This window comes from Candidatus Planktophila sp. (assembly GCF_040402315.1).
In the GTDB taxonomy this organism is placed as follows: Bacteria; Actinomycetota; Actinomycetes; order Nanopelagicales; family Nanopelagicaceae; genus Planktophila.
This window is the reverse complement of sequence record NZ_JBBAMU010000008.1, coordinates 1-13,711: the sequence shown is the minus strand read 5'-3', so window position 1 is coordinate 13,711 and position 13,711 is coordinate 1. Positions and strand designations below refer to the sequence as shown.

Genomic DNA, 13,711 nt, shown 5'->3' with positions numbered 1-13,711 from the left:
TTACTTCTCGTCAGACTCTGGATCTGTCTTCTTGTCCGTGTCTTTGCCGTCTTCCTTCATCTCTCGCATCTCGCTCTTGAAAATGCGCATTGACTTACCTAAAGAACGCGCAGAGTCAGGAAGTTTCTTGGCCCCGAAAAGGATGACTACAACTATGAGCAGAAGCAGAATATGGCTTGGTTCACGTAAGAATGGCATGGGCCAACGTTATCGCAATCGCGAAAATTCAGCGATATTGAGCCGCCACAAGACCCGCTTGTCGCTCTATCTCGGCGCGAAGTGCCGCAGGTTTGACTACCTCGATAGCCCCGCCCGATGCCAATACTTCACGGATAAGCCATGACTGGTTATAGATATCTATCGAGTAGGTATCTCCACCACCTTGAGTCAGAGTCCCCAAAGTTTCTAGAACCCGCCTGACATCACCATGGATTTTGATTGTGACTGATTCCAGTGCGCCACTTTGATCTCGATTCGTTTGACTTGAGGCCACTTGGACAAGCTCCGACTTTTGAATTCGATCTAATCTAAAACTGCGAACAGCGTCGGCGCGCTCACAAAAGGCGATAAGGAGCTCAATCCCATTTTCAACTCGTCTTTCAATCGGATGAACTAGTCGCTCACTAGTGACGTCATCAGCGACAGAATGATATGTGATTTGCAGTTTCTGTCGATTTCTTAACGCTTCGTCAATAGCGGTGATCACCACTCCGGAAATCATCGGCTCACTGGTAACTAAACGTTGCAAAGACGTTCCAATAATTCCTTTGATAATCTCGATATCTAAAAGTAGATCTGCCCGCTCTTCGAAGATACTTTCTTTCAATAGGTCTAGGCCGAAAAGAATCGCAGTTACCTCTTGCACGGATAACGAGCGCACCACGTTGAGTGCGTCTGCATTGCGGATATAGACAAACCCTGACTCGAACTCAAGTTCAATCAGATCAAATCGAGTTTCACCGCACATCCAGAGTGAATTCAAATCCGCCAATAGTTCCTCAGTTTCTATCGAGAACTCCGCAGCTAAGTCAGAGACGGATATGCCCTGGTGGGTATAAATAAATGGAACAAGATCGAGCAGCCGAGCTGCCTTCTCAACCGGATTGGCTTTCCTATTCATGGCGCCCCTGAATTGAGCTAAGTGCTGCCAATAATGATTCTCTAACCTCGGTTGGTTCTATGACCTTCACATCGTCTCGATGCCAAAGTATTTCGCGAACGAGTTCTTTCACATCCGAGTAGTGGTATTGCAACTGATCCCACTCATCCTGGAAAGCATCGATTTGAGCGTGCTTGCGCAACTGATGTGCTTTTCCTTTTCGAACAAGTAACTGGGCAACGTGTTTGCGTGTGCGAGCTTGCAATTGCTCGTGCATCGAGAAATTTTCAGGGATCTCGTATGAGGACCCTCTCCCCTGTTCTTTAACCTCAGAAACCACCCGATCCAACCGAAAGAGGCGCACGGCTTTGCGCTCTAAATCATTTCCAGCGACATACCAAAAGCCATTCTTAGTTCCAACTCCGTAGGGATCCAATGCTCTGTTTTCATCATTGTTATCTGCGGCCCGGTAATCAAATGAGATGGTTTTATGCGAAGCCAAGGCATCAATTACCTTGACCAGATTTGTATCTGAATTCGTTACCTGGTGTGGATTTATCGGTATCCCATCCACATCTGATTCGATACCGAGCGCCTTTAATTTTGCTAGTCCGGCACTGGCCTTTGAATCAAGAATCGCTCCGCGCCAACTTTGGGTTGCCGAAGAGATGAGCGCTAACTGCTGCGGGGTTAACTCCGATATTTGAATACGGTAATTCTCCGGGCGAATCCGATAGCCAACCTCATCTTCAAAAAGTGGATCAAATGTTCCGACTTCGATATCTATACCGAGATTTCGGAGCTCCTCCTTATCGCGCTCAAACATCCGCTCTTTCGCATCTGGCTCACCCGAGTAACCTTCAATATTCTCGTAGATTTCAGATTTGGTAATCCAGCGACCAGTGGCAAGGAGTGCAATAGTTAAATTAACTAAACGCTCACTCTTCCGTGACACCGTAGGCACCTTTAGCTGGACGTCTACGGCGAGCCAGGACTTCTACACCTGGAGCCATTCGTCGACTTTGGATAAGGAAACCGGTGTGTCCAATCATCCGTTGTTGTGGTCTCACGGCAAGTCCCTCATGATGCCAACCTCGGACAATTGTTTCTGAACTCTCTGGCTCAGTGAAGTGTCCATCAGCTTTCAACGCCTCAGCCGTTGCTGATAACTGTGTAGTGGTTGCTACATAAGACAGGAATACGCCACCTGGGCGTAGAACATCAGCTGCCATCGAAATACATTCCCATGGAGCAAGCATGTCCAGAATCACACGATCATATTTCGCATCGAAGCTTTGCTCTTGCACCGAGCCAACATCTAACTTCCAGTTCTTAGGAGACCTTCCGAAGTAATCCTCGATATTTGCTCGTGCGTTATCGGCAAAGTCTTGCCGGCGCTCTACGGAATGAACAGAACCATTTTCACCAACTGCGCGTAGAAGAGAAATGGTCAGAGCGCCACTACCTACACCTGCTTCCAGGACACGGGCACCCGGATAGATATCCGCGACTCCCACGATCATCGCAGCATCTTTTGGATACACAATCGTTGCCCCGCGCGGCATCGCTAAAACATAATCTGCGAGCAAAGGAACAAAGGCAGTGAATTTAAGACCAGCTGTAGTGCTGACGACTGAACCCTCAGGTAAACCGATGAGATCATCATGAGTAATCCACCCTTTATGGGTATGCCACTCTTTTCCCGGAGTTAGTGTAAAGCTGTATAACTTTCCCTTGGGATCGGTAAGTTGAATACGATCTCCGGCTTTGAAGAACCCAGGTTCAGACACAGACGCATCTTAGGCGAGGATTGACTCCATGTGGTGGCGTTGGCTGTATCGTCCCCGCTCATGGAGCAGTTACGTCTTTCCCCAAGCAGAATGAATGATTTCACCAACTGCCCGCAACTCTATAAATATCGAGCGATAGACCTCTTACCCGAACCTCCCAGTGTCGATGCCGAACGGGGAAAGTTAATTCACTCAGTTCTCGAAGATATCTTTGAGCTACCGGCTTCCGATCGAACTTTTAAGAGTGCCGTTGACTTACTCCCCACATCCTGGAGTACGCAATTGGAGCGGACCCCCGAATTGCGGGCGCTGGTGCTTGATGAAAAAGAATGGATTGATCGCGCGCAAGCACTCTTAACTAATTACTTTAACCTTGAGAACCCGACCAAATTTGAGTCCACTTACAGAGAACTCCATTTAGAGCGCAACATTTCAGATGAAATATACCTACATGGTTATGTTGATCGCCTTGATATCGCGCCCACTGGTGAAGTACGAATTGTAGATTACAAAACCGGCAAGTCTCCCAAGCCAGGATGGGAGGAGAAAGCCTTATTCCAATTAAGAGTGTATGCACTTCTTTACTGGCAGAACCATGGAGTTCTTCCACGCCTGCTGAAATTGATTTACTTAGGTGATGTAAAGACGATCGAGAGTCAACCTACCGAAGCGCAACTGAACTCGACCGAGAAGAAATTAAATAATATTGGTTCCGAGATTCTTACCGCTATTGAAACTGGCCACTTCCCCACTCGTAAGTCAAAGTTATGTGATTGGTGCTTCTTTAAAGCAATCTGTCCGGCTCACGTAAAGTAGAGATAGGTATTAGTTAGCGTTGAAGTACTTTGCCTCAGGGTGATGGACAATAATTGCCGAAGTACTCTGCTCGGGGTGCAACTGGAACTCTTCTGAGAGTTCAACTCCGATGCGACCAGGTTCGAGTAGTTCGCAGAGTTGAGTCTGTTCTTCAATATCAGGACAAGCTGGGTAGCCAAATGAATAGCGAGATCCACGGTAGCCCTGATCTAAAATGCCTTGTAAATCAGGTGCATCTAGATTTCGCACCGACATCTCTTCCCGGATACGAGCGTGCCAATGTTCAGCAAGAGCTTCAGTGAGTTGGACCGAGAGACCGTGCAACTCGAGATATTCACGATATTTATCTGCTGCAAATAGCTCGTTTGCCGCCTTGCTGACGGTGTTTCCCATGGTGACTACGTGAAAAGCAACGACATCGGTCTTTCCTGAATCCTTACTCGCGAAGAAGTCTGCGAGACAGAGTCTGCGATCACGCGATTGGCGAGGAAATGAGAATCGAGTTCTCTCCTGACCAGCCAGCGGTCCTTCATGATGCAAAATAATTAGCTCGTTACCTTCAGAGACACATGGGAAATATCCGTATACAACGGCAGCTTCAAGCCATCCATTTGACTGCACTTCATTTAGTAATTGACGTAACCGTGGACGGCCTTCAGATTCGGCCATCACATCAAATTCACCACGCGCGCCTTTAAGGCCCCACTGTCCAACGAAGAGCGCGCGTTCATCTAGCATGCCAACATAGTCGGCTAGTGCAATACCTTTAACGATACGTGAACCCAGGAATGGCGTCTGCGGGATATCTATATCTAGGGCGACATCGCTTCGACTTGTGTCGATAACTTTAGGCTCATTTGATTTAGCAACTGCCATTACTTTTCTCTCACGAAGTGCGGGAAGAGCGGCCCCGGCATCACCGCGTTTGATAGCCATAATGGCATCCATTAGTCGCAAGCCCTCGAAGGCATCTCGGGCATATCTGACTTCACCTGGAAATATCGCCGCCAGATCTTGCTCGACGTAGGCACGGGTGAGAGCTGCTCCCCCAAGAACTATCGGCCATTTCTGATCAAGTCCTCGACTCGTGATCTCTTCCAGATTTTCACGCATAATCACAGTTGATTTAACTAGGAGCCCGGACATGCCCACCGCATCAACGTTATGTTCTATAGCCGCATCAATAATTTGATTAGCTGTCTGCTTGATCCCAATGTTTACAACTTGGTATCCGTTGTTAGAGAGAATGATGTCAACCAGGTTTTTTCCAATGTCGTGCACATCGCCCTTGACTGTGGCCAGCAGCATTCGTCCACGACCACCGTCACTAGATTTCTCCATGTGCGACTCTAGGTATGCCACGGCAGATTTCATAACTTCCGCGCTTTGTAAAACGAATGGAAGTTGCATCTCACCCTTTCCGAAGAGCTCGCCAACAACCTTCATGCCTTCCAGCAAGTGGTCGTTAATGATGGCTAGTGGGGCTATTCCATCGCTCATAGCTGCATCAAGATCTTCGGTGAGCCCTACTTTCTCGCCATCTATGATGCGTCGTTCAAGGCGCTGACGAAGTGGCAAAGCCGCCAACTCCGAGGCTCTGATGTTACGAGATGCAGCTAGCTCAACACCTTCGAAGAGCTGTAGGAACTCCTGCAGCGGGTCATATGTGCAATTCTCACCATCGAAAACTCTTCGATCATAAATGAGATCGAGTGCGACCTCTTTCTGTCGCGGTTCGATTCGGGCCGTAGGTGTGATTTTTGAAGGATGAACAATGGCTGAATCCAACCCTGCTTCCACGCACTCGGAAAGAAAGACGGAGTTGAGAACAACGCGTGCGGCTGGGTTGAGACCAAAGGAAACATTGCTCACACCTAGCGTCGTCTGAACGTCCGGGTATTCACTCTTTAAGGTGCGAATGGCACTGATTGTTTCCAAACCATCGCGCCTAGTTTCCTCTTGTCCAGTTGCAATCGGAAAGGTGAGTAGGTCAATCAGAATATCGCCCACATCCATCGACCAGTTCTCAGTCAAATCGGCAATTAATCGACGCGAGACCCGCATCTTCCATTCCGCAGTTCGAGCCTGTCCTTCCTCATCAATAGTCAGAGCCACGACTGAAGCACCGTGTTCTTTTACAAGTGGCATGATCTTGGCAAAGCGCGATGTGGGACCATCGCCATCTTCATAGTTAACCGAGTTGATAACACTTCGTCCGCCAAGTGACTCAAGCCCAGCTTTAAGTACTGCGGGCTCCGTCGAATCCAGCACGATAGGAAGGGTAGAAGAAGTTGCAAAGCGTGAAGCAATCTCTTTCATATCTCTCGCACCATCGCGTCCTACATAATCAACAGAGAGGTCGAGCATATGGGCGCCATCTCGAATCTGATCTCGCGCGATTTCCACACAAGTGGCCCAATCTTCAGCGACTAGCGCATCCCTAAAAGCTCTCGAACCATTTGCATTAGTGCGCTCACCGATTGCTAGATATGTCTTATCCTGTCTAAAAGGTACGTATTGATAGATAGAGGAGGCGCCCGGCTCTATCGTAATGGTGCGTGCATCAACGCGCTTGGAACCCAACTTTTTTACCACGGCTTGCATATGTGCCGGAGTTGTTCCACAACAGCCACCAATCAAGGTGATTCCATAATCATTGACGAAAGTTTCCAGGGCAACTGCCAGCTCTTCTGGGCCTAATGGATATTCAGCCCCATCCTTACCCAGAATTGGTAGACCGGCATTAGGCATTACTGACAATGCAACGCGTGAATTTTTCGAGAGATATCGCAGATGCTCTGACATCTCTGTCGGTCCAGTTGCGCAATTTAATCCAATTAGATCAATATCTAATGGTTCAAGTGCATTGAGTGCAGCTCCGATTTCAGAGCCCAAGAGCATCGTTCCAGTTGTTTCAACTGTAACTTGCGCGATGAGCATGACATCTCGCTTAGCCTCAGTAATTGCTTGTCGTGCTCCGTTGACTGCGGCTTTAGCCTGCAATAAATCTTGGGTGGTTTCGATTAGTAGCGCATCCGAGCCCGAGTCAACTAAACCTTTTGCGGCGGTGTAGTAGGCATCCTTTAACTTTTCATACGAAGTGTGGCCCAGGCTCGGTAGCTTTGTTCCCGGACCGAGTGAACCAAGAACGTAACGTGACTTATCTTCTGTGGAAAAGGCATCAGCGGCTTGCCGAGCAATTACACCACCGGCATAGGCCAATTCATAGATACGATCTTCGATGTCATATTCGGCCAAGTTGGCCCAGTTCGCTCCAAATGTATTTGTCTCAATTGCATCAACGCCAACCTCCAGATAGGCATCATGCACGGAGCGAACGAGATCTGGGCGTGTTACGTTAAGAATTTCATTACAACCCTCGAGGTTCTGGAAATCTTCGAGCGTTGGATCGGCAGCTTGGAGCATAGTTCCCATAGCTCCGTCTGCGATGACAGTCCCGTGAGCGAGGGCGCGACGAAGTGCCCCATCGACTATTTTTAGAGGTGTTTTCTGGCTCGTCACATTGCAAAGATTACCTTAAGGTGTCGCCGTGGATATTCATCAAATTCCTGTTTTGCGTTCCCCAGTGATGGTTATCGCCTTTTCTGGTTGGAACGATGCTGCCGAAGCAGCGACAGGTGCTCTTTCTCACCTCTTAGGTTCATGGACTGACCCTTCATTTGATGTAGTCCCAGAGTTGATTGCAGATGTTGACCCGGAAGAGTTTTATGACTTTCAAGTAAATAGACCAATGATTTCTGTCGATGAGTCAAGTATTCGCAATCTGACATGGCCAGGAACCCAAATCTACGGATTGCGCACTCCCACACTCGATCATGACTTCATCGTCGTGCGCGGGGTGGAGCCATCTATGAAATGGAAGACCTTTACTTCTGACCTGCTTGATCTAGCCGAGGATTTAGAAATTGATTTAGTTATCACGCTGGGCTCAATGCTTGCTGATACTCCGCACACACGCCCAATAACAGTAAGTGGAAGTGGCGCGCATCCAGACATAGCTCAGCGTCTTGGAGTTGAGATAAGTAGATATGAAGGACCGACTGGAATCTTGGGTGTTATTCAGGTGGCCTGTGTTGGCCGTGGAATTGATGCAGTCTCTTTGTGGGCTGCAGTACCGCACTACGCGTCCAACTCACCATCCCCAAAGGCATCACTTGCACTAGTAAATGCACTGGAGGATTTCCTTCAAATTTCCATCCCACAAGGAGCGCTGCCGGAAGAATCAAGTGCTTGGGAAGTGGAGGTAACAGAGATGGCTAAGGAAGATTCTGATGTTGCAGAGTACGTGAAAGCTTTGGAAGAAAGTAAGGATGCATCCGAGCTTCCCGATGTCACCGGTGAGACGATCGCGCGCGAACTAGAAAGATTCCTACGCCGTCAAAACGGAAGCTAAAGCGCGAGTCCGAGCAAGGTATCTAGCGCGCGAGATAGCTCACCTGCTTCTCCCCCGGTCTGTCCTGCACTCGTATCTCGCATCCAAGTGCGGATAAGCGCTTGTACTTTTTCGGTATTGAGATTATCGCTCAACGCCGTAATCACGGCTGCAATTACCGCATCTGTGGGGGCGACATCAACTCGAGATAATTGCAGTCGAAGCTCCTCTATTTCTGTTGTTGCTTTTACTAGAACTTCGCTCGTCCACATTAGATCTTTCGAGAATCGATGGCCCATCAGCGCCCATCTGATTGCCATGGGTTCCACGCCCTCTGCGATGAGCTTAGAGACGAAGAGTAAATTCCCGCGCGATTTGCTCATCTTTTCGCCATCAAGTCCAATCATCCCAGAATGAACATAAGTGCGGGCGTAACGTTGGTGACCAATGATGCGGCTTTGCGCCGCTGACATTTCATGATGAGGAAATATCAAATCGACGCCACCTCCCTGAATGTCTATCGCAAAGTCATCATGAATATCTGGCTGCAAATAATGTAGAGCGATTGCACAACATTCGATATGCCAACCAGGGCGTCCCATCCCAAACGGACTAGGCCATCCAGGTTCACCCTCACGTTGTGCTACCCAAAGCAGGGCATCGAAAGCATCCTCTTTCCCAGCACGCGCTGGGTCTCCCCCACGTTCGGCAAATATTGCGAGCATTTGTTCATCTGTGTACCGAGAACGGGTGCCGAACTCAGTATCCGAATGAATTCTAAAATATAGATCATTCTCAACGTTATATGTTGTCGCAGACTCCTGCAGTTTCATGATCGAATCGATCACTAATGGCATAGCTTCGACGACTCCAACATAGTATTGCGGTGGTAGCACATGAAGATCTGTCATATCGCCACGAAATAGCTCAATCTGTGAGTTCGCCAAAACTTGCCAATCAATTCCATCGCGTGCGGCGCGTTCTAAAAGTGGGTCATCAATATCAGTAATGTTCTGGACAAAGCGCACTTCTGAACCCGTTGCTCTGAGGTAGCGATGAATTAAATCGAAGGTCAGATAAGTGGCGGCATGACCTAGATGGGTTGCGTCATATGGCGTAATTCCACATACATACATGCGATAGCGGGGCTTAATTGGTAAAGCCTCGACGCGCTGGGTTGCCGTATTTAGAAGTGACAGTGGGGCAAGTGAGAATTTATTGGAGAGCTGCGGTATATATATCTCCGGCCAGGCGCGCATACCCGAACTTTAACTTAAAAAGGTGGCCATGGCACTGCTGGCCAATCCTCACTCGGAGTTGGAAACTTTTCGGACTCAATCAAACGATTAATTCTCGTGATCAGCGCAGCAAATTCAATCTCGGTGATTAATTGCAACAAAGCCTCTGATTCAGCCTTCAATTTGGTGACTAAATCACCGAGAGTCTGAATCTCCTCGTGAGTCAGTACCCGCTCTGCAAACTGCCAGATAACGGTACGCAACTTGTTCTCCTCGTGGAAAGTCACGCCATGATCACAGCCGAAAAGGCTGCCGTCACTTGTCGGCAACAGGTGGCCTATCTTGCGATCGGTATTATTAATGACTGCGTCAAAGAGCGCCATGCGTCGTAGATTTTCGTTATCTTCTCGATAGTACAGAGCCAAATCTATTGATTCATCAAGGTCAATCCATTGCTGAACCATCCCTAAACCGAAGGGGCCTTCGCGTAATACCGTGGGTGGGACTACATTCCAACCTGAAAACTCACTAATTAAGAACGCGGCATATTCGCGGTGAGCTAGATTTCCGTCCGGAAAATCCCAAAGTGGTCGCTCTCCTGCGATGGGTTTATATATCACTGCCATCTTTTCATCACCAAAAGTGCATTCGGCGTAGAGAGTGGCGTTAGAAGCAGCAACAAGTCGGCCGGTTACTTCAAGACTTCCGGCGAGTAGATGTTCGATGACGCTGGTCATCTTCGGTAGCCATTAGCTCGCGGACACAAATGTCCGCTGATATCTATCGGCCCACCGCAGAATGGACAGGGTTGGCGCCCTGCGCCCACAACGATGAGAGCCCTTCTGGAGAAACGATCAGCTTCGCTAGGAGTAATCAATACTCGCAAAATATCCTGGTCACCGGTTAAGTCATCAACATCAATAAATTCTGGATCTTGATCTCTTTTTTCATCAACGGCCTGCATATCTATTTGAATCAAACCTGTCCCGGCATCGAAGGCGAGGCCGATTACTCCTACGCGAAACTCTTCTTCAATCGGGGTACTAAGCGGCGCGTCATCCTTAGCCAGGCGAGAAAAGCCTATGGTGGGGTTGTTCTGCTTGATATCGCGAATCGTGTACTGCAGACGATCAACAAGAGCTTGAACCTGTGTTTTCTCTAAAGAGACTGAGATTAAACGAGAACCGCTTTGAGCCTGAATAAAGAATGTGCGTTCCCCCGGCTGACCCACTGTGCCAACTGTGAACCTTTCCGGTTGCTCAAAGCGAAGAATCTGCGAGCTCATTTTTTATTGCGCCCAACAACCCCAGCTCCACCACCGAGAAGCATTTTTTTCGAATGCACCTTCGATAGCGATCCCTCTAGCTGAGTCAGGTGATCATTGAAAAGAATGAGCCGTGCACTGTTCCCATCATATTCAAGTATCGTAATTGAGGCCGGATCGATTACCAAGGACTGAAAATTATCCAGTTTCATCTTTAGCAAACTTGCGACCATCGCCTTAATGACATCACCATGGCTGACGAACAAATGAGTTCCCTTGGGTTTTTCGTGAACTGCTTCTTCGATAGCTGCCACAGCACGCTTTTGCATGGATGTCATACGTTCACCCTGTGGGAACTCGACCTTACTCGGTCTCTCCTGAATCATTTTCCAGAGGGGTAGCTTGGATAGTGAGTTGAGCTTCTTGCCACTCCAATTGCCGTAATTCATCTCGATTAATTTCTCGTCCAGAATGAATTTTCTCAGCCCATTTGAATTCGATGATTCGAGCCACGGCGCGAGAGTCTCCTGACATCTCTGCATCGGACTCATGCGAATAGAATCAAATGAGACTTTTCCGATTCGATTAACTAACTCGACAGCCTGCTGGGCCCCTTTCTTACTCAGGGAGATTCCGGGTAATTGGCCAGCCAGTATTCCGGATTCGTTGGCGATTGAATGTGCATGTCTTAAAAGGATTATCCGCGCCACAACACGAAGGTTACCGTTAAATTTCTAATTGCGACTTTTACGCTGTCGCCTTGCTAAGGTCTGCGTTATGGAGATGAGACGGGCTGGGAGTAGTGGGCTCACTCTCTCTCGCTTGGGCCTAGGCACCATGACATGGGGTCGAGATACCGATACCCATGAGGCCGCCGATCAATGTCGTGCCTATATCGAAGCCGGCGGCAACTTCTTTGATACATCTCCTACATTTGGTGATGGAGATAGCGAGCGAGTCATTGGTGGACTCATAGGCGCTCTTTTTAAGCGTGAGGATGTTTCAATTGCAACGAAGGCTGGCGTCTCACATCCGAGTGGAGTCCGAACGATAAATAACTCTCGTACATCTCTGATTGCGGAATTAGATAAATCGCTAGCGCGGCTTGAAACCGACTATGTAGATATTTGGCAGATACAGATGTGGGATGAAAACACCCCGCTCGCGGACACGCTCTCCGCGCTTGATTATGCATACACATCTGGAAGAGCTCGTCACGTAGGAGTCTCAAACTTCTCAGGTTGGCAAGGAGCAAGAGCAATCACGATTCAAGAGGGTAATTCGGCCAAAGCTCCTATCGCGACAAACCAAATAGAATTCTCGCTGCTTAATCGCAGTGCTGAGCGAGAAATACTTCCCTGTGCCCGAGCTACCGGGACCGGAATCTTGGCTTGGGCACCACTTGGTCGTGGAGTATTGACTGGAAAATATCGCACCGGCATTCCAAGTGACTCGCGCGCCGCTGCTCCACACTTTGTCAAACATGTGGAGCCATATTTGCAGGCGAGATCAACTCGAATTGTGGAAGCAGTATCTGTGGCGGCACAAGGCCTTGGTTATGCACCACTAGAGGTTGCACTGGCATGGGTGCGAGATACCCCCGGAATTACGAGTGCAATCGTTGGGGCCCGGACTGGAGCGCAACTTCGTGGCATCTTAAAGTCTGAAGAAATTACACTCCCGGAGATTGTGCGCAGTGTGCTGGACGAAATATCAGCCTAAGCGTTCTCTAGAAATTCTTTAAGGACCTGAACCCCGAAGTGCAAACCTGTAATTGGTACACGCTCGTCTACCCCATGGAACAAGGACATGAAATCTAAATCTGCTGGAAGGCGAAGTGGACTAAATCCGTAACCGATGATTCCAAGTTCAGATAGCGCCTTGTTATCAGTTCCCCCGCTCATGAGATAGGGAACTGGAATGCCTTCGGGATCATGAGAAACAATGGCAGCACACATCGCCTCCACCAGGTCCCCTTCAAAATCAACCTCTAGCGCAATATCGCGAGTGATAGTTTCAATTTCAATATCTGGACCAATGATCGATTGAATCGTGGCATTGAGTTCATCTTCATGTCCGGGTAAGAATCGCCCGTCAATAACAGCTGATGCTGATGTTGGAATCACGTTCTCTTTGTATCCAGCCTCTAACATCGTTGGGTTAGCTGTGTTCTGCAACGTTGCTCCAACCATCCGAGCTGTCGGACCAATCTCTGCCAGTAGTGGCCTAAGGTCTGCGGGATCTAGTGGCTTACCTGTTGCTTGCGCTATTTTTTCAAAGAGGATCTTTACTGTCTTTGTATAACGTTGCGGCCATTGGTAGCGACCAATCTTCGCTACCGCCTCCGTTATTGCAGTGATTGCATTCTCATCATTCATCATCGAGCCGTGGCCGGCGCGACCGTGTGCGGTGATTTTCATCCAATGAATACCTTTTTGCGCGGCCTCGATAAAGTACAAACGTTTTCCGCCGGTGAGCGTGACTGAGAAACCACCCACTTCAGATACGGCCTCGGTGCATCCAGCAAATACTTCCGGGTGAGCGGAAGTCATAAAGCGTGAACCATATGAACTACCTGCTTCCTCATCAGCGAAGAAGGCTAAGACGATATCGCGCTGCGGTTGATATCCGGTGCGAGACCATTGGCGAACAACTGCCAAAATCATCGCATCCATATTCTTCATATCAACTGCGCCGCGACCCCAAATCATGCCGTCCCGAATTTCTGCTGCGAACGGGTCTACCGACCAATCTTTGGCATCAGCAGGAACAACATCGAGATGACCATGGACTACTAACCCACCGAGAGCACTATTTTTTCCAGGTATGCGTGCAATCACATTGCAGCGATTAGGAGCTGATTCGTAGATATCTGCTTTGATACCTACTTCAGCAAGAGAGGCAACTACATATTCTGCACACGCCTTTTCATCTCCCTTACCTTCGCCGTAATTAACTGAAGGGATGCGAATAAGATCCTGGCAGATAGAAATAACTTCGCTCTCAATGCTCATCGACTTCTCTGCGCTACTCATGGTCGTATTCTGCCCTTTCACAGCTCTTTTTTGCGCCGATGGCGCCAGGTTGATATCGTTACGCCGTTATTTCGAC

General features: G+C 48.6%; 13 protein-coding genes. 3 read left to right on the top strand and 10 right to left on the bottom strand.

The window, feature by feature from the left end:
* From tatA to AC9UEP_RS02615, 4 genes are read right to left on the bottom strand one after another with little or no spacing between them, the layout of a single operon-like run.
* Positions 1–198: a Sec-independent protein translocase subunit TatA gene (gene tatA, locus AC9UEP_RS02630; protein ID WP_509543746.1), complete on the bottom strand. Its 198-nt coding sequence runs from the start codon at positions 196–198 to the stop codon at positions 1–3.
* Between the two features lie 28 nt (positions 199–226).
* Positions 227–1,120: a helix-turn-helix transcriptional regulator gene (locus AC9UEP_RS02625; protein ID WP_509543744.1), complete on the bottom strand. Its 894-nt coding sequence runs from the start codon at positions 1,118–1,120 to the stop codon at positions 227–229.
* Complete coding sequence (locus tag AC9UEP_RS02620; RefSeq protein ID WP_509543742.1) at positions 1,113–2,054, bottom strand: helix-turn-helix transcriptional regulator; 942 nt, start codon at positions 2,052–2,054, stop codon at positions 1,113–1,115. The genes AC9UEP_RS02625 and AC9UEP_RS02620 overlap by 8 nt, the downstream gene beginning before the upstream one ends.
* Entirely contained in the window at positions 2,038–2,889 is an 852-nt protein-coding gene (locus AC9UEP_RS02615; protein ID WP_509543740.1) for a tRNA (adenine-N1)-methyltransferase, read from the bottom strand. The genes AC9UEP_RS02620 and AC9UEP_RS02615 overlap by 17 nt, the downstream gene beginning before the upstream one ends.
* Positions 2,890–2,949: 60 nt before the next feature.
* Between AC9UEP_RS02615 and AC9UEP_RS02610 the strand changes: the two genes are divergently transcribed.
* Entirely contained in the window at positions 2,950–3,705 is a 756-nt protein-coding gene (locus tag AC9UEP_RS02610; protein WP_509543738.1) for a RecB family exonuclease, read from the top strand.
* 9 nt (positions 3,706–3,714) lie between these two features.
* Here the strand turns inward: AC9UEP_RS02610 and metH are convergent, their stop codons facing one another.
* Positions 3,715–7,227, bottom strand: a complete 3,513-nt coding sequence (metH, locus tag AC9UEP_RS02605) for a methionine synthase (protein ID WP_509543736.1) — start codon at positions 7,225–7,227, stop codon at positions 3,715–3,717.
* A gap of 28 nt (positions 7,228–7,255) precedes the next feature.
* Between metH and AC9UEP_RS02600 the strand changes: the two genes are divergently transcribed.
* The gene (locus tag AC9UEP_RS02600) at positions 7,256–8,119 is read left to right on the top strand and encodes a PAC2 family protein (RefSeq protein WP_509543734.1); all 864 of its coding nucleotides are present in this window, start codon (positions 7,256–7,258) and stop codon (positions 8,117–8,119) included.
* Here the strand turns inward: AC9UEP_RS02600 and mshC are convergent.
* From mshC to AC9UEP_RS02580, 4 genes are read right to left on the bottom strand one after another with little or no spacing between them, the layout of a single operon-like run.
* A complete protein-coding gene (mshC, locus tag AC9UEP_RS02595; protein ID WP_509543732.1) occupies positions 8,116–9,357 on the bottom strand; it encodes a cysteine--1-D-myo-inosityl 2-amino-2-deoxy-alpha-D-glucopyranoside ligase in 1,242 nt (413 codons plus the stop codon). The two genes, AC9UEP_RS02600 and mshC, sit on opposite strands and share 4 nt — an antisense overlap.
* 14 nt (positions 9,358–9,371) lie before the next feature.
* Complete coding sequence (locus AC9UEP_RS02590; RefSeq protein ID WP_509543731.1) at positions 9,372–10,073, bottom strand: SCO1664 family protein; 702 nt, start codon at positions 10,071–10,073, stop codon at positions 9,372–9,374.
* On the bottom strand, positions 10,070–10,621 hold the full coding sequence (locus AC9UEP_RS02585; RefSeq protein ID WP_509543729.1) for an Rv2134c family protein: 552 nt from the start codon (positions 10,619–10,621) through the stop codon (positions 10,070–10,072). The genes AC9UEP_RS02590 and AC9UEP_RS02585 overlap by 4 nt, the downstream gene beginning before the upstream one ends.
* Positions 10,618–11,310 carry a histidine phosphatase family protein gene (locus AC9UEP_RS02580; protein WP_509543727.1) on the bottom strand — a complete coding sequence of 231 codons (693 nt, stop codon included), beginning with the start codon at positions 11,308–11,310 and terminating at the stop codon, positions 10,618–10,620. The genes AC9UEP_RS02585 and AC9UEP_RS02580 overlap by 4 nt, the downstream gene beginning before the upstream one ends.
* Positions 11,311–11,377: 67 nt before the next feature.
* Between AC9UEP_RS02580 and AC9UEP_RS02575 the strand changes: the two genes are divergently transcribed.
* Positions 11,378–12,322 (top strand): aldo/keto reductase, encoded by a 945-nt coding sequence (locus tag AC9UEP_RS02575; RefSeq protein ID WP_509543725.1) that lies wholly within the window; start codon positions 11,378–11,380, stop codon positions 12,320–12,322.
* Here AC9UEP_RS02575 and AC9UEP_RS02570 read toward each other — a convergent pair.
* The gene (locus AC9UEP_RS02570) at positions 12,319–13,635 is read right to left on the bottom strand and encodes a M20/M25/M40 family metallo-hydrolase (RefSeq protein ID WP_509543723.1); all 1,317 of its coding nucleotides are present in this window, start codon (positions 13,633–13,635) and stop codon (positions 12,319–12,321) included. The two genes, AC9UEP_RS02575 and AC9UEP_RS02570, sit on opposite strands and share 4 nt — an antisense overlap.
* Positions 13,636–13,711 lie beyond the last annotated feature (76 nt).

Bases quoted from the DNA above. Each gene is read 5' to 3' on its own strand.
- AC9UEP_RS02575 (WP_509543725.1), top strand. From the start codon at position 11,378: ATGGAGATGAGACGGGCTGGGAGTAGTGGGCTCACTCTCTCTCGCTTG.
- AC9UEP_RS02610 (WP_509543738.1), top strand. From the start codon at position 2,950: ATGGAGCAGTTACGTCTTTCCCCAAGCAGAATGAATGATTTCACCAAC.
- AC9UEP_RS02590 (WP_509543731.1), bottom strand. From the start codon at position 10,073: ATGACCAGCGTCATCGAACATCTACTCGCCGGAAGTCTTGAAGTAACC.
- AC9UEP_RS02625 (WP_509543744.1), bottom strand. From the start codon at position 1,120: ATGAATAGGAAAGCCAATCCGGTTGAGAAGGCAGCTCGGCTGCTCGAT.
- AC9UEP_RS02570 (WP_509543723.1), bottom strand. From the start codon at position 13,635: ATGAGTAGCGCAGAGAAGTCGATGAGCATTGAGAGCGAAGTTATTTCT.
- tatA (WP_509543746.1), bottom strand. From the start codon at position 198: ATGCCATTCTTACGTGAACCAAGCCATATTCTGCTTCTGCTCATAGTT.
- mshC (WP_509543732.1), bottom strand. From the start codon at position 9,357: ATGCGCGCCTGGCCGGAGATATATATACCGCAGCTCTCCAATAAATTC.
- AC9UEP_RS02585 (WP_509543729.1), bottom strand. From the start codon at position 10,621: ATGAGCTCGCAGATTCTTCGCTTTGAGCAACCGGAAAGGTTCACAGTT.